Below are 16633 nucleotides of genomic sequence, written 5' to 3' on the forward strand. Positions count from 1 at the left end.
GCTCCGGCGGCGACCGCCGGAGCATCGATGGCGAGATGGGAGCCAGCGGCTATTGCGGGGTCGTGGCCCGCGCCGGCAAAGCCTTGCCTGGCGTCGTGCCCTCGCCGTCGAACGGCTCAAGCCTGAAGCTCACCCGGGTGGGCTCCAGACGGGTGCGGTACTGCATGTGCGGCTGGCCGACATGGTTCCAGGCCGTGTCGCCGCCGACGCCCCACTGCGCGCCATCGACCAGCAGCGAGACCTCGCCGTGCGGGACGATGTCGGTGCTTTTCCAGGTCCCCTCGGGGCGGCGGTAGAGGTCGGCGTAGGGGAAGGCCAGGACGTTCATCATCAACGGCGTCTGGCTCCGGACCCGCAGGCCCCTGCCCTCGCCCGAGACCTCCATCCAGCGGACGTCGACCTTGTTGCCGGTGTCCTGCGGCCGCATGTAGTCGTGGTTCTGTTCGGCGATCTGGCCGCGCCACAGGCCGATCGGCGCGCTGGTCTTGCGGTCGACATAGCTCTCGTGCGGACCCCGGCCGTACCACTCGACCATCTTGACGCTGGTCGGCATCGTGAACCACAGCCCCACCCTGACCGGCGGTGGCAGATCGCTCTTCAGCGGCGTCAGCAGGCCGGCGACGTCCACGGTCCCGTCACCGTTCATCGCGTAGGTGGTGACGAAGCGCGCCGCGCCCGCCCCCAGCTCGTGATCAACGACGACCTCGGCTCCGCCGCCCGGCAGGCGGCGGCTGGTGATCGAGCGGACCTGTCGCTCGTTGGTCATCACCTTCCACGGCGTCTGCTGCGAGACGGTGCCCGTGAGGGTGTCGTTGTCGATCTCGGCCCGGAAGAAGTTGGGCGCGCCGCCGGTCAGCAGCGACGAGCCCGCCTTGCCGTAGCCGGTGACCAGGCCCGTCTTGCGATCCAGCGTCAGGCTGGCGCCGCCCGCTGACAGGGTGACGGCGTCGGCGGCCTCCTTCAGCTCGACAGCGCCCTTGGCCGCCGGGGCGGTCACGGCCGTGGACTGACCCAGGGCGAACTGTTCCCAACCGACCACATAGCCTTCCGGCGTCAGCGGCACGGCGCCCGCCCGGGCCTTGGCGCGGACGGTGATGAAGTACTCGGCGCTCGGCTTGCGCTCGATCTTCGGCAACGGCAGCGTGATCGTCTGGGTGGCCCGCGCCCTGGTCGACAAGGCCGGCAGGTCGCCCTTGGCGATGGCCACGCCGTTCTCCTCCAGCACCCACTCGAAAGCGAAGCCGGAAAGGTCTCGGAAGTCGTGGCGATTGCGTACCGTCACCGCGCCGGTCGCGGGATCGAAGCCCTCGAACTGGATCGGCGAGAGGACCTTCTGCACCTCGTAGATATGCGGGTTGGGCGTGCGGTCGGGCTGGTTCAGGCCATCGCCGAATTCGACATCGCCGCCGGGGTTCGGCCCGTACTCGCCGCCGTCGCCCCAGTAGCGACGACCGTCCTTGGCATAGCGGTACATCGACTGGTCGACCCAGTCCCAGATGAAGCCGCCCTGCAGCTTGTCGTACTTGTAGATGGTGTCCCAGTACTCCTTGAAATTCCCACCGGAATTGCCCTGCATGTGGGAATATTCGCACTGGATCATCGGCTGGGTGCGGGTCGGATCCAGCGCCCAGTCGACCATCTTCTCGACGTCGTCGTACATCGGCGCGTAGACGTCGACATAGCTGTTCGGGGCATGCTCCCAGTCCAGGGTGCCCCAGCCGAGATACGAGATCAGGCGCGACGGATCGCGCTTGCGGGCCTCCGCAGCCGCCTTCTCGAAATTGGGTCCGATGCCGGCCTCGTTGCCCAGCGACCAGAAGATCACCGAGGGATGGTTCTTGTCGCGCTCGACCATGTTCAGCACGCGGCTGACGTGGGCGCCTTCCCAGGCCGGGTCGAAGCCGATCTGCAGCTTGGGCCGCAGCTCCGGATGCTTGTTGGCGTAGTCCATGTAGGCGTGGCTCTCGATATCGGCCTCGTCCATGACATAGAGGCCGTACTCGTCGGCCAGGGCGTACCAGAGCTCGGCGTTAGGGTAGTGCGAGGTGCGCACGGCGTTGATGTTGTTGCGCTTCATCAGCTCGATGTCGCGGCGCATCGAGGCTTCCGAGATGACGTGGAAGGTTTCGGGGTCGTGCTCGTGGCGATTGACGCCGCGAATGACGATGGGCTGGCCATTGACCGCCACCCGGCCGTCCTTGATCTCGACGGTGCGAAAGCCGATGCGTTGCGGCGTGGCCTGGATGATCTGGCCCTTGGCGTCCAGCACCTCGACCAGCAGGGTGTAGAGGTTGGGCGTCTCGGCGGTCCATTGTCGGACACCCGGGATGGTGGCCGACAGGGTCTCGGTCCTGGCCGCTCCGGCCGCGACCTTGTTCTCCTTGGTCAGGACGGCCTTGTCGCCGTCCAGCAGGGTCATGCGCACGGTGACGGCCTGGTCGCGCTTCGTCAGGGCCAGATCGGTCGACAGCACGCCGTCGCGGTAGGCCTTGTCCAAACCGGCGTGGACGAACAGGTCGGTCAGCCGGGCCTTGGGCGCGGCCTTCAGATAGACCGAGCGCTCAATGCCGCTCACCCGCCAGAAGTCCTGGTCCTCCAGGTAGGAGCCGTCCGACCAGCGGTGGATCTGGATGGCGACGATGTTCTTCTGGCCCGGCTTCAGCAGCTTGGTGACGTCGAACTCGCTGGGAAGCTTGGAGTCCTCGGAATAGCCCGCCTCCTGGCCGTTGACCCAGACGCGATAGGCCGAGCCGGCCGCGCCGATGTGCAGGATCACGTCCTGGCCCGACCAGCCGGCTGGGACCTCGAAGGTCCGGCGATACGAACCGACCGGGTTGGTCGCGTGCGGGATCAGCGGGCGGTTGGCCGGGAACGGATAGGTGATGTTGTTGTACCGAGGCTGATCGTAGCCCTCGGTCTGCCACATCGCCGGGACCTTGATGGTCTTCCAGCCGCTGACGTCATAGTCCGGCTTTTCGAACCCGTCGGGGACAGCGTCCGACGAGGGCGAGAAGCTGAACGACCACGGGCCATCCAAGGTCTGATAGCGCGCCGATCGCGTCTGGTCGCCGGCCAGGGCGGCCTCGCGGCTTTCGAACGGGAAGTGGGTGGCGCTGGCCGCCAGCTTGCCCCGCGCATAGACCGCCGGGTTCTCCCAGTCCGGACGCGAGGCGTCCACCTGCACCGGCTCAACGCGCGGCGCCTCGGCGGCCGCGCCCGCGGCCAGCCCCAACCAGGCGACACTGGCCAACAGGACCTTCTTCATACGCACCCTCCCGACCGGCAAACCCCGGCTTCATTTATAAGATAATTAGTCTCTAGACCGGCGCCGACATCCGCGCCAGACAGTGCGCGTCGATGAAGTCGCCGTGCGTCGGCATCCGGTCGACCGCCTGGCGCGCCATCTCGGCGATCTTCGCCAGGCGGGCGGCGCCCAGCTCCTGGGGCACGGCCAGGGCCAGGGGGTCATCGTCCCGAGCCTGCGCCCCTTGCCCTTCCATCACCGCCAGCCAGCTGGTCTTGGTGAAGAGCTCGTCGCTCTCGCGGAAAATCCGACCGGTGGCGCGGTAGATGGACAGCCGCTCGGCCAGGCTTTCGGGCGGGGTCATGGCCCGCAGCTCGCGCCAGTACGGCGTATCGTCGCGCTGGGTGACGTGGAAGTGCAGGACCAGAAAGTCGCGGACGTTGTCGAAGTCGGCCGCCATCAGCCGATTGTAGCGCCGCGCGTCGGCGGGCTCGAAGGCCCGCGTCGGCAGCATCTCCAAGAGGCGCGCGATGCCGGCCTGGATCAGGTGGATGCTGGTCGACTCCAACGGCTCCAGAAAGCCGGAAGCCAGGCCCAGGGCCACGACGTTCTTCACCCAGCAGGCCTCGCGCCGCCCGGCCTGGAACGTCAGCAGCCGCGGCTCGGCCAGGGGTTCGCCATCGAGGCCCGACAGCAGGGTCGCCGTCGCCTCGTCGATCGACACGTGACGGCTGGAGAAGACGTAGCCGTTGCCAGTCCGGTGCTGGAGCGGAATGCGCCACTGCCAGCCAGCCTCGCGGGCCGTCGAGCGAGTGAAGGGGGTGGGCGGACCGGCGTTGGCCGAAGGCACGGCCAGAGCGCGGTCGTTGGGCAGCCAACGCGACCAGTCCTCGAACGGCGTGCCCAGGGCCTGGCCCAGGAGAAGCGAACGGAAGCCCGAACAGTCGATGAAGAGGTCGCCGGCGATCCGCTCGCCGCTGGCCAGGGTCACCGCCTCGACGAAGCCGTCCGCGCCGCGCAGGGACACATCGACGACCTTACCCTCGCGACGGACGACGCCGGCGGCCTCGGCGTGGGTCCGCAGCATTCGCGCATAGAGCGTCGCATCGAAATGAAAGGCGTAGCCCATCGGCGGCGGCCCGCCCGCGGCCTGCGGGATCGGCGCGAACCGACCTTGCGCCGCAGCGCGGGCGCAGACGGAATAGGCGTCCAGCGGCTGGGCTTGTCCTGCGCGGCGCAGGCGCCGCCACACCGCCTCGAATGGCGCGACTCCGAAGTCGTGGCCGTAGACGCCGAACGGATGGAAATAGCGGTCGCCGAGCCGGGTCCAGTCGACGAACTCGATGCCCAGCTTGAACGTGCCCTGCGTCTCGCGGACGAAAGCGCTCTCATCGAGACCGATCAGGGAATTGAAGGCGCGGATCGGCGGGATGGTCGCCTCGCCCACCCCGACGATGCCGATCTCCTCGGACTCGATCAGGGTGATCGCTGGGCCGCGCGGACCCAGCCCGCGGGACAAGGCGGCCGCCGCCATCCAGCCGGCCGCGCCGCCGCCGACGATCACGATACGCGAGATCGCGCCGTCCCGGTCGGAGGATGTCGCCGACGTCGAGGGAGCCTCAGACATGGAGAACCTGACAAAAAGACGCCGACGTGGCGAAGACCGCCACGTCGGCTAGCAGGGGGAGGTGCTAGTAGGTCACGCGCAGGGCGACACCGAACCGTCGATCGTTCAGCTGGTACTGCAACGGCGCGGCGGACGTGCCGATGTAGAGGACGTTCATGCGGTTGTTCAGATTCACCGCATCGAACGAGACGGCGACGTGTTCGTTGACATCGAAGCTGACCGAAGCGTCCAGGGAGGCGTAGGGCCTGGCGTACTGCGGGATGCCGTTGGCGCCGCTGCCGGTGGTCTGATCAAGGTAGCTGGAACGCCAATTATAGGCGACGCGGGCGCTGACCGGTCCCTTCTCATACAGACCAATCAGGTTGTAGCTGTTCTTCGACAGCTTCTCGAGCGGCACCTGCTGGGGAATGTTCGAGCCGGCCGTCGCGAACGGGTTGCTCACGCTGCTGTCGACATAGGTGTAGTTGGCCTGCAGGCCCAGGCCACTCAGCAGGCCCGGCAGGAAGTCGAAGAACTGCTGGTAGCCCAGCTCGATCCCCTTGACCGTGCCCTTGCCCGAGTTGACCACGGTGCCGACGTCGTAAACCACGCCGTTGTAGGTGCCCGTCACCGTGCCACCAGCCAGGAAGCCGTCGACCTTCTTGTAGAAGACGCCAGCCGTCAGCGATCCGGTGTTGGAGAAGTACCATTCGGCCGTCAGGTCGTAGTTGTCCGACTCGATTGGATGCAGGGCCGGGTTTCCGGAGCTGGCGCTGGGGTGACCGGTGACCGGGTTGACCTGGTTGGGATTGTTCAGCGTCAGGTTGGTCGACAGCTGGTCGAAGTTCGGCCGGGCCAGGCCCTTCGAATAGGCCAGGCGCGCCTGCAAGGTGTCCGTCAGCTTGGCGCGCAGGTTGAAGCTGGGCAGGACCCGCGTGTAGCTGTTGTCGACGTCGATCGCCTTCGAGGTGCCGTCCGAATTGAACTGCGTGCCCGTCGAGGTGGCCTGCGTCTTGATCACCCGCACGCCGACGCCGCCGTCGATGGCGACCCCGCCGATCTCGGTGTCGTAATCGGCGACCGCCCAGCCGGTATAGGTCTTCTCGGTCTGGCTGTTGAGGTCGCCGGGGGTGAAGCTGTCCTTGGTCGTCGCGCCCAGCAAGGCGTAGAGCGCCTTGGTCTGGGCCCAGACCCCGTCGCCGGCGGGGAAGGCCGGATACAGCAGGCCGCCCTTGACGGTGTTGCCGTCGAACCAGTCCTTGGACGGGCCCTTCATCGCCAGCTGCGGGTGGGCCGACAGCGGCACCAGCGGCGTGCCGGCCGGAGCCGAGCAGTTCGGATCGGCGCCCAGCGACGTCACGCAGACTCCGTGCCAGGTGCCGCGCAGGTCGATGCTGTTGTCGGAATAGCGCGCGCCGCCGCGCAGCTTGTCGAAGAAGCCGCCCTCGAAGTCGTATTCGAAGTCGCCGGCCAGGGCGAAGGTCTCGGCGTCGTTACGCTGCAGGGAGTCGGCGATGAACGGCGTGGTGTAGTTGGCCGGGTTGCTCAGCAGGGTCGGATCGCGAACGTCCCACTTCGGGTACTTACCCGTCAGGTCGAAGTCTACGACCGTCTTGTGCGGCGTGGTCAGGGCGGTCTGGCCGACCTGGGTGTACAGCGACAGGACGTGACCGTTACGGTCGGCGTTGTAGTACGACTTCAGGTACTGGGCGTCGAAATTGGTCTTCAGCTTGTCGCTGACCCGCCAGGCGGCGTTCAGGGTGAAGTTCTGGCTCTGGCTCCACAGCTGCTGGTCGAACCGGCCGGTCTCGAAGGTCTGGTTCTGCAGCGAGCCCTTTGTGGCATAGCCCTCGTCATTGAAGGTGAAGGCCGCGCCCGGCAGCGGATCGGTGCCGTAGCTGGTCACCACGCCTGCGGCGTTCCGCTGGTTCGAGCGGTTGTTGAAGTCGTAGTAGTAGGCGCCAGTCCGATTGAACCAGTACTTGGTGCGCTGGTACTGGGCGGTCAGCAGCAGGTTGTCGTTCGGCTGCCATTGGACAGCCGTGGCGATGCCCAGGCGCTTGCGGTCGCCGCTGTCGTCGTAGATCTCGAAGCCGTAGGGGACCTGGGCGTTGGCCGGGGCGCCCGCGATCGAGCCGGCCGCCACGGTGTCGAACGGACCGGCCAGCAGGCCATCCTGGCGGTAATGGCTCTTGCTGAGCACGGCATTGACCAGGAAACCCACCTCGCCGGCGGACGTGTCCCAGCGGTTGCTGTAGAGGCCCGAGATCGAGCCGCCGTCCTTGCCGACCCGGTCGTAGTAGTTGCCGCGCACCGTGGCGCTGAGCACGCGGCCGGCCGCGTCGAACGGCTTGCGGGTGCGCAGGTTCACCGCTCCGCCGACGCCGCCCTCGATGATGTTGGCCGGCGCGTTCTTGTAGACGTCGATGCCCGAGAGCAGTTCGGGCGGAACGCCTTCCAGGTCGAACGCCCGACCGCCCGAGGCGGAATAGACGGCGCGACCGTCCAGGAAGTTCTGCACCTGGGTCAGGCCGCGAACGGTGACGGCCGGCTGCGTGCGGTGATCGAAGTCGGTGGCCCCTTCGCCATAGCGGCGCTGGATCTGCACACCGGTGATGCGTTGCAGCGCCTCGGTGGTGTTGGCGTCGGGCAGCTTGCCGATGTCCTGGGCCTGGACCGAATCGACGATCTGGTCGGCGTTACGCTTGAGGGCCTGAGCCGAGCGGAGGCTTTCTCGCACGCCGGTGACCACAACCTCGGCCACCGCATTGGAATCGGAAGTCTGCGCCGGCGCGGTTTGGGCCGCGGCGACGCCGCCGGTGGCGGCGACGACTGCCGCGGCTGATGCGCCCGCCATCAACTGGAAATAGAAACTCTTCACGACCACGGTTCCCTCCTATCGCTATCGATCGTGCTCGAACGGCCCGATTTCTTGTCGGACATTATTTCCGTATTATTTATATTACAAGTGCCATTCGAAGAGGGCGCCGGGGGCCGGTATCCGCACCGCGCCTTGCTCGACGGAATGGCTCTCCATTCACGATGGTCGCGCGATTCGAACTGGAAACCCTCGAATTCGAGCGCGCAGCGGTCTAATCGACACGTTCACAGGCCGATCGAGGGCAGGCCTCGTTCATTGGGGTTCCCTTCCCGGGTCCTTGCCGGCGCCATACACTTGTCGTACAAATTTGGAAATCAGGGAGGATTAAAGTTTGCTGCTCGCGCTCCTGGAAAGGGCGACCGCGCCCATGCTTCACGCCACGCTTGGCTTGATCCGTTCGCGAGCCTCGAAAGCGATTCGCCGATGAAGGCGGCTCTTCTCGGCGCCCTGTGCGCTTCCTTCCTGCTCGGCGCATCGGCGCTGGCTCAGGACGGCTTGACCACCGCCGCCGACGGCAAGCCACGCCTCATGGTCGACGGAAAGCCGTTCCTGGTGCTCGGCGTCCAGCTCAACAACTCAAGCGGCTACCCGGCCGTCCTGCATGCGCTCGGATCGGCGATCGAGGGCAGCCATGCCAACACCGTGATGGCGCCGATCGGCTGGGAGTCGATCGAACCAGTCGAGGGGCGTTACGACTTTTCGCTGATCGACGGACTTGTCGCCGAAGCCCGCACCCAGAAGGTCCGGCTGGCGCTATTGTGGTTCGGCTCGTGGAAGAACGGCGCGATGAGCTACACGCCGGCCTGGGTCAAGCGCGACACCGTGCGCTTTCCGCGAGTGATGACGCGCGAAGGCCGAGCGATCGAGGCCCTCAGTCCCATTGGAACGGCCGGCCGGGACGCCGATGCGCGCGCCTTCGGCGCCGTGATGGCCCATCTCAAGGCCATCGACGGCAAGCAGAAGACCGTGATCATGGTCCAGGTCGAGAACGAAGCGGGCGTCTTGGGTTCCGATCGCGACTATTCGCCGACGGCCCAGGCTCTCTATGATGCGCCCGTGCCCGCCGACATGCCGGGAGCCCGGCCCGGCGGCTGGACGCAGAACTATGCCGATCGCGCTCCGGAGGCCTTCATGGCCTATCACACCGCCCGGTACGTCGGCGCGGTGGCCGCGGCGGGCAAGGCCGCCTACGACCTGCCGCTCTATGTCAACGTCTGGCCGCGCGAACAGCCGGGGCTGGAGCGTCCAGGCGAGAGTTCGCCTTCCGGCGGCGCCGTCTCCTGGCTCCTGCCCCAATGGCGAGCTCTGGCCCCGGCGGTGGATATCGTCGGCGTCGACAACTACGACACCAATGTCGCACCCTACACCGCCATCGCCCGCGCTTACGACGTTCCCGGAAACCCGTTGTTCGTGCCCGAGACCGGCGGCAGCATGGCCCATGCCCGGCATGCTTTCTGGACGATCGCTCAGCCCCACGGCGTCGGGATCTCGAAATTCGGCCTGGATGCGCGGATCGGCCTCAAGGACGGCCGCGAGGCCGAGGAGCCCATGGCCACAACCTACCGCTTGCTGGGTCCAGCCGCTTCCGTGCTCCTGCCGCTGCGCGACGAAGGCAAGGTCGAGGTGGCCGTCGAAGAGGATGGATTGGCCAATATCCCCCTGCCCTTCTCCGCGGTCGACCTCGTCGCCCGGTTCGGTGAGGTGCGCGACGGCTACGGTGGTCCGCGCGGTCAGGGCAACAAGGACCTGTCGGGCCGGGTGCTCGTCGCCGAGGCCGCGCCGGACCGATTCTATGTCACGGGGACCTCGGCCAATCTGAAGTTCTCCCCCAAACTGGGCCAGACTGGATCGGTCCAGCTGGTCACCGTCCAGGAGGGACGGTTTGAGGCCGGAGCCTGGATCGGCGAGCGGTTGCTCAACGGCGACGAAACCGCCTTCGGCCTGATCCTGCCCAAGGAGGGCCGGTCTTTGCTCGTCACCGTGCAGGTCAATCCATGATCCCCTCCCGTCGCGCCATGCTCGGCGCTGGTTTGGCCCTGGCCAGCGGAATCGGTGTCGCTGCGGCCGGGGCCGAACCGGAGGTGAGCGTCAGGCTCTCCCCCGCCTTCGATCGACCAGGCCCGGAATTCGAAGGTTGGGGCACGGCCCTGGCCTGGTTCGCCAATGTCAGCGGAAACTGGAATGAGCCGGTGCGCCAGCGCCTGGCCGATCTTCTGTACGGATCGGGCGGCCTGGGCTGGACCATCGGACGCTACAACATCGGCGGCGGCGCGCGTCCGGGGGCCGAGCCCGGCCTGCGACCCGGAGCCGCCGTGGAAGGCTTCTGGCGTCAACCCGAAGGGACAACGGGCGACGCCTGGTGGCGGCCCGAGGACGAGGCGATGTGGGATTGGTCGGCGGACGCCGGCCAGAGATGGTGGCTCGACGCCATCAAGGCGCGGGTGTCCGATCCGACCCTCGAGGCATTCTCCAATTCTCCACCCTGGTTCATGACGGTCAGCGGCAAGGTCTCAGGCGCGCAAAGGGCGCTCGATGACAATCTGCGCCCCGGGCATGAAGCGCTGTTCGCCGCTTACCTGGCCCGCGTCGTCGACGAGTTGCAACGCCGCCATGGCGTCGCCTTTCGCACCCTCTCGCCGGTCAACGAGCCCAATACCGACTACTGGTTCGCCGACAACCGACAGGAAGGCGCGCACTGGAGCCCGGCCCGCCAGGCGGCGATGTTCATCGCGGCGGACACCGCGCTCAGGGCGCGCGGACTTTCGACCCGCGTCAGTGGCCCCGATGAAACCAACTCCAGCACCTTCCTCGCCGACTGGGCCGAGTACCCGCCGGCCGCCCGGCGTGCGATAGGCCAGTTGAACGTCCACAGCTACGGAACGGTCAACCAGACCGGCGTGCGCGATGTCGCTCGAGCTTCCGGCGTTCGCCTTTGGATGTCGGAGGACGACACGCCGATGGACAAGGACCCGGAGAATTTCGACAGCGTGTCCTCGGCGCTCGCCCTGGCCGAGCACATTGTCCTGGACCTCAAGCGCCTGGAACCCTCCGCCTGGGTGTTCTGGCAGGCGGTCGAGGATCTCAGCGCCCGCAACGGCGGCGCCGGGTCCAATTGGGGGCTGATCAAGGCGGATCTGACCCAGCCGCCGGCGGGTCCGCAGGACCTTCATGTGACGTCCAAATACTGGGCGATGGCCCAGTTCAGCCGCTTCATCCGGCCGGGCTACCGCCTGATCTTCGTCGATGACATCGACACGGTTGGCGCGCTGTCGCCTAACGGCCAGGAACTGGTGCTGGTGCACGTGAATGGCGGCCTGTCGGCGCGCCGCCTCGTGACGCCGCCCGGCTGGACCGGCCGGGCCGTGGTGTCCGACGCCGCTCGGCATGCCGAACCAAGCGCGCGGCTTGTCGCCCCCCCTCGTTCCGTGACCACCCTGGTGATGCGAAAGACGGCGGCGAAGCGATAGGCTCCGAAATTCGGCTGGGAGACCAGAGTGGCGTCTTGCCAGGCGCGCCTTTCAGCTCGCGGCCATCGATCAGGAGGGCCGGGACGCTGAAAGGCACGTGGCCAGAACCGTGGATTGCCCTTGGGCGAAGTCGTTTTTAAAGCGCCGCGCTTTCCTGATGAACGAGAGGGGCATCGACACCGTGCCCCAGGAGGCTCGCACGGCGGCTATAGGCCAGATAGACCACCAGGCCGATGAGGTTCCAGACCACGAACCGGATCAGCGTGGCGGACGGCAGGCTGATCATGAAATAGAGGCAACCGACGACCGCCAGCGGGCCGACGATCCACACCGCCGGGCAACGGAACAGTCGCGGCAGGTCCGGCCGACGCACGCGCAGCACCATCAGGCACACCGCCACGCAGATGAAGGCCAGCAGGGTGCCGGCATTGGACAGCTCGGCGATCTGGTCCAGCGGCAGGAACCCGCCGACCAGCGCCACGACCGCCCCGGTGATCAGAGTCAGGGTGACCGGCGCGCCGGTCTTGGCATGTAGCCGGCCCAGGCCGCGCGGCAGGAGGCCGTCCCGCGCCATGACGAAGAACACCCGGGTCTGACCGAACATCATCACCAGGATGACGCTGGGCAGGGCGATGATGGCGGCGGCGGCGATGCCGAAGGCGGCGGCCGGGTGGCCCAGGCCGCGCAGGATGAAGGCCAGCGGCTCCCCCGAACGGGCGAACTCGGCATAGGGCCAGGCCCCCACCGCGCAGGCGGCGACCACCATGTAGATCAGGGTGCAGATCACCATCGAGCCGATGATGCCGATGGTCAGGTCGCGCTTGGGATTCTTGACCTCCTCGGCCGAGGTCGAGACCGCGTCGAAGCCGAAGAAGGCGAAGAACACGATGGCGGCGGCGGCCATCACGCCGCGCGGATGGCCCGCCTCGGTGTGGGCGGCGAAGCCATAGGGCATGAACGGCGTGAAGTTGTGCCCCTTGATGGCCGTGAAGGTCAGGCCGACGAAGACGGCCAGGGCGACGATCTTGATCACCACCAGGCCAATGTTGAGCGTGGCGCTCTCGCGCGCGCCTTTCGCCAGCAGGGCGGTGACGGCGGCGGTGATCAGCACGGCCGGCAGATTGATGACCCCGCCGGCGTGCGGCCCGGCCAGGATCTGCGGCGGCAGGTGAATCCCGACGCTCTGGAGCAGGCCGACCATGTAGCCCGACCAGCCGACGGCCACGGCCGCGCAGGTGACGGCGTACTCCAGCACCAGACTCCAGCCGACGATCCAGGCCAGGCCCTCGCCCAGCACCGCATAGGCGTAGGTATAGGCGCTGCCAGCGGCTGGGATCAGGGTCGCGACCTCGGCATAGGCCAGGGCGGCGAACACGCACAGGACGCCGCAGGCGGCGAAGGCCAGGATCACCGCTGGCCCCGCCCGCTCGGCGCCGATGCCGGTCAGGGTGTAGATCCCCGTGCCGATGATGGCTCCGATACCCAGGGCCAGCAGGTGCGGCCAGGACAGGGTCGGCTTCAGCCGACGGTCGGCCTCCACCGAGACGATCGCGTCGAGCGCCTTGCGACGGGTCCAGAAGTTCATGCGATTACCCCCAAAGGTGGTCTTTGACGGACCGGAAACGACCGGCCGGGACAATGTGAAAAATGTGCTCGCGAACGCCCCCTATCGGGGTTCGCAGGCGTCACGACGGACCGAACGGCGCGTCGATCGAGGGCGAGGGCTCGGTGAACCAGGCCGCACCATCCTCGGTGACGTGGAAATGGTCCTCCAGCCGCACGCCGAAGCGGTCGGGCACGACGATCATCGGCTCGTTGGAAAAGCACATGCCCGGCGCCAGGGGCGTGCGGTCGCCGCGCACCAGATAGGGACCCTCGTGGATCGACAGGCCGATGCCGTGACCGGTGCGATGCGGCAGGCCCGGCAACGCGTAGTCGGGACCCAGGCCGTAGCGCTGCAACACCTGGCGCGCCGCCGCGTCGATCGCTTCGCAGGGCAGGCCCGGGCGGACCGCGGCGAAGGCGGCGGCCTGAGCCTCGTGCTCGATGTCCCAGATCCGCCGATGCTCGTCGCCCGGTTCGCCGAACACATAGGTGCGGGTGATGTCGGCGTTGTAGCCCTCGACCTGGCAGCCGGTGTCGATCAGCACCAACTCGCCCTCCCCCAGCGCCTGGTCGCCGGGCAGACCATGCGGGTAGGCGGTGGCGCGGTCGAACTGCACAGCGCAGAAGGTCGAACCGCCGTCGGCGCCCGCGGCGCGGTGGGCGGTGTCGATGAACCGCTTGACGGCGCTGGCGGCGATGCCTGGCGCGAGCATGGCGGCGGCGCGACGGTGGACATCCAGGGTGATGGCCTTGGCATAGCGCATCAGGGCCAGTTCCGCCGGCGACTTGAGGGCGCGGCAGCCGTCGATGACCGGGGCGGCGTCCAGAGCGCGCAAGGACGGCGCCGTCTTTTCCAGAGCGGAGAACAATGAGAACGGCGCGGCCGGATCGAGCGCCAGGACGTCAGCGCCGATCTCGGAGAGCGCCTGGGCCACCAGGGCGGCCGGACTGTCGTGCTCCTGCCAGAGGCGGATGTCGGCCTCGATCTTCAGGTCGGCCCGCAGCGAGCCCAGCTCGAAGGCCGGGCAGATCATGACCGGCCTCCCCTTGCGCGGCAGCAGCAACGCCACCAGCCGTTCGGTCGCGCCCCACGGCACGCCGGTGAAATAGCGCAGGCTTGTCCCCGCCCCGACCAGAAGCGCGTCGGCGCCCAGCGCCGCGGTCAGGACTCGCGCCCGCTCCAGTCGCGCCTCGTATTCGACGACGGCGATGGCCGGCGGTCGCCCGGGCCGAGGTGACAATCCCGCCAATTGCAGGTCCATGGTCGAGCCACCGACGCCGTGGGTCATGCCGCGTTCCTCTTTCGTAGGTCGGACGGTCGCGCGAACCGCTCCAGATCAAGGGGGATCAGATCGACCGCCGGGATCGCTCGGCCCATCAGGGCGGCGACCCATTCGCTGGTCACCGCCGCCAAGGTCAGGCCCAGATGCTGGTGGCCGAAGGCGTAGTAAAGATTGTCGGCCCGCCGGCTGACGCCGATGGCGGGAAGATAGTCAGGCAAGGTCGGTCGAGCGCCCATCCATTCAGCGATCGGGCCCTCCATCCGCACCCCCAGCTCGGAAAGATGGCGACGCAGGCGCGACCATTTACGGGGATCGGGCGGCGACGATTCGCGGCCGAATTCGACGAAGCTGGCGGCCCGCAACCGGTCGCCGAAACGCGTGAGGATCAGCGAGCGATCCTCGAACACGACGGGCGGCAGGTCACCCCAGCGCCCCGCGCCGCCTTCGAGATGGTAGCCGCGCTCGGCGATCACCGGCGCGACGTGGCCAAGGTCGCGCATCAACGCGCCGGAACCCACGCCGCCCGCGACCAGCACGCGCTCCGGCGCCAGCCGCTCGCCGTCCTCGAGCAGGACCTCGACACGCCCCTCGATGTTCAACAGTCGCACGGCACGACCGATCCGCCGCTGGCCGCCCAGGGCCGCGAAGGCCTCGTCCAACAATCGCAGGACCAGTGCCGGGTCGCGCACCTGGCCCGTGTTCTCGAACTGAGCGCCGCCAGCGATCGGGACGTCGATCGACTGCCCCAGCCGTCGCGCCAGCGGATCGGACAGGGGTCGCAGCCTGGCCTGGCCGATATCAGCGGCGCGCCAGGCCTCAAGACCTGAGCGAGCGGTATCCTGGCTCTCCCAGACCACGACGTGACCGCGCTCGATCAGCAGATCGGGCCGGTCGAGGGAAGCGGCCAGACGTCGCCAGGCTGGCAGGGCGTCCTGGAGCAGGTTGCTCAGCACCCGCTTGCCATGCGCCGCGCCCTCCGGAGTCGACGCCCTCATATAGCGCGCCGCCCAGGGGCCCCAGGCGGCGACGTCCGCCAAGCGGAAATCAAGCGCGCCCCCCAGCAGGAACAGACGGCCAAAAGCCGAGGCCAGGGCGGCAGGCGAAGCCAGGGGCTCCACCTGCTCGACCGCGATGTGGCCCGCGTTGCCGTAGGAGGCGGGACGTGACAGGCTTTGCGGATCGAGCAGCAGCACCGTTTCGCCGGCGCGACGCAAGGCCAGGGCGCAGGCCTTTCCGACCACCCCGCCCCCGATCACCAATGTTCCCGCCGCCTGTCCCACCTGGGCTTTACCTCCGCTTCGCCATTTCGTATACCGTAGACGAAGCAGTTAGAGGTGCAAGTCGTATGAGCTCCATGAATTGGTCGGGCGTGTTCCCGGCCGCCACCACCCAGTTCAACACCGACCTTTCGATCGACATCGACGCCAGCCAGCAGGTGCTCGACGCCTTGGTTCGCGACGGCGTACACGGTCTCGTGGTGCTGGGCACCTGCGGCGAGAACAATTCGCTCGAAGCCGACGAAAAGCGCCAGGTGCTGCAGGCGGCCGTCGAGGTGGTGGCTGGCCGAGTGCCGATCATCGTCGGGGTCTCGGAGTTGACCACGCCGCGCGCCGCCGCCTTCGCCAAGAGCGCAGAATCTATCGGCGCCGACGCGCTGATGGTCTTGCCCGCCATGGTCTACGTGCCGACCGAGGCCGAGCTCGTGGCCCACTTCCGCACGGTCGCCCAAGCCTCCGCCCTGCCGATCATGCTCTACAACAATCCTCCGGCCTATCGCGCCGCCATCACCCTGGACGTGCTGGCCCGCCTTGCTGAAGAGCCGACCATCGTGGCGGTCAAGGAAAGCGCGCCCGACACCCGCCGCTTCACCGATCTGGCCCGGGCCTTTGGCGAGCGCTTCATCCTGATGGCCGGCCTCGACGACGTCGCCCTCGAAGGCCTGCTCATGGGCGCCCGCGGCTGGGTCTCCGGCCTGACCAGCGCCTTCCCGCAGGAATCGGTGGCCCTGGTCGCCGCCGTCGATCGCGGCGACCTGGAAGAAGCGCGCCGCATCTATCGCTGGTTCATGCCGCTTCTGCACCTGGACGCCGAACACGACCTGGTGCAGTCGATTAAGCTGGCCGAACAGATCATGGGCCGTGGAACCGAGCGCGTGCGCATGCCCCGCCTGCCCTTGGCCGGCGCCCGCCGCGCCCAGGTCATCGCCATGGTCGAGGAAGCCGCCGCCACCCGACCGCTCCTCACCCCAGCTGTCGCGGCCTAAGGCGAGAGGCCTAGAGGAAGTTCATGCGTCACACATTCTTCTGCATCGACGGCCACACCGCGGGCAATCCGGTGCGCCTGGTGGTCGGCGGCGCCCCGCTGCTGCGCGGCGACACGATGAGCGCGCGACGCCAGGACTTCCTCGCCCGCTTCGACTGGATCCGCACCGGCCTGATGTTCGAGCCGCGCGGCCACGACATGATGTCGGGCGGCTTCCTTTATCCGCCCACCCAGGCCGATTGCGACGCCGGCATCCTGTTCATCGAGACCAGCGGCTGGCTGCCG

The 16633-nt window shown here is 67.8% G+C and carries 10 protein-coding genes; 4 read left to right on the plus strand and 6 right to left on the minus strand.

The features are described 5' to 3' along the window. Positions 1–49 precede the first annotated feature (49 nt). From PMI01_RS03160 to PMI01_RS03170, 3 genes are all read right to left on the minus strand, one after another. Positions 50–3265, minus strand: a complete 3216-nt coding sequence (locus PMI01_RS03160; RefSeq protein WP_007662879.1) for a glycoside hydrolase family 2 TIM barrel-domain containing protein — start codon at positions 3263–3265, stop codon at positions 50–52. A gap of 52 nt (positions 3266–3317) precedes the next feature. After that, complete coding sequence (locus PMI01_RS03165; RefSeq protein ID WP_007662881.1) at positions 3318–4871, minus strand: tryptophan halogenase family protein; 1554 nt, start codon at positions 4869–4871, stop codon at positions 3318–3320. A 64-nt stretch (positions 4872–4935) separates the two neighbouring features. Then, on the minus strand, positions 4936–7737 hold the full coding sequence (locus tag PMI01_RS03170) for a TonB-dependent receptor (protein WP_007662883.1): 2802 nt from the start codon (positions 7735–7737) through the stop codon (positions 4936–4938). 417 nt (positions 7738–8154) lie between these two features. Here PMI01_RS03170 and PMI01_RS03175 point away from each other — a divergent pair, with 417 nt between their 5' ends. Then, a complete protein-coding gene (locus PMI01_RS03175; protein ID WP_007662885.1) occupies positions 8155–9729 on the plus strand; it encodes a DUF5597 domain-containing protein in 1575 nt (524 codons plus the stop codon). Next, complete coding sequence (locus PMI01_RS03180) at positions 9726–11198, plus strand: glycoside hydrolase family 30 protein (protein ID WP_007662888.1); 1473 nt, start codon at positions 9726–9728, stop codon at positions 11196–11198. Before PMI01_RS03175 ends, PMI01_RS03180 begins: the two co-directional genes overlap by 4 nt. Positions 11199–11334: 136 nt before the next feature. Here PMI01_RS03180 and PMI01_RS03185 read toward each other — a convergent pair whose 3' ends face one another. The 3 genes from PMI01_RS03185 to PMI01_RS03195 form a co-directional block, all read right to left on the minus strand. Continuing rightward, a complete protein-coding gene (locus PMI01_RS03185; RefSeq protein WP_007662890.1) occupies positions 11335–12783 on the minus strand; it encodes an amino acid permease in 1449 nt (482 codons plus the stop codon). Between the two features lie 100 nt (positions 12784–12883). Then, on the minus strand, positions 12884–14092 hold the full coding sequence (locus tag PMI01_RS03190; protein WP_007662892.1) for a M24 family metallopeptidase: 1209 nt from the start codon (positions 14090–14092) through the stop codon (positions 12884–12886). Next, positions 14089–15366 (minus strand): NAD(P)/FAD-dependent oxidoreductase, encoded by a 1278-nt coding sequence (locus tag PMI01_RS03195; RefSeq protein ID WP_007662893.1) that lies wholly within the window; start codon positions 15364–15366, stop codon positions 14089–14091. Before PMI01_RS03195 ends, PMI01_RS03190 begins: the two co-directional genes overlap by 4 nt. A gap of 65 nt (positions 15367–15431) precedes the next feature. Between PMI01_RS03195 and PMI01_RS03200 the strand changes: the two genes are divergently transcribed. Continuing rightward, positions 15432–16349, plus strand: a complete 918-nt coding sequence (locus tag PMI01_RS03200) for a dihydrodipicolinate synthase family protein (protein ID WP_007662894.1) — start codon at positions 15432–15434, stop codon at positions 16347–16349. Between the two features lie 23 nt (positions 16350–16372). Continuing rightward, on the plus strand, positions 16373–16633 hold a 261-nt coding region (locus PMI01_RS03205; protein WP_007662895.1), incomplete at its 3' end, for a proline racemase family protein.

It is taken from the genome of Caulobacter sp. AP07 (assembly GCF_000281955.1).
Classification (GTDB): Bacteria; Pseudomonadota; Alphaproteobacteria; order Caulobacterales; family Caulobacteraceae; genus Caulobacter.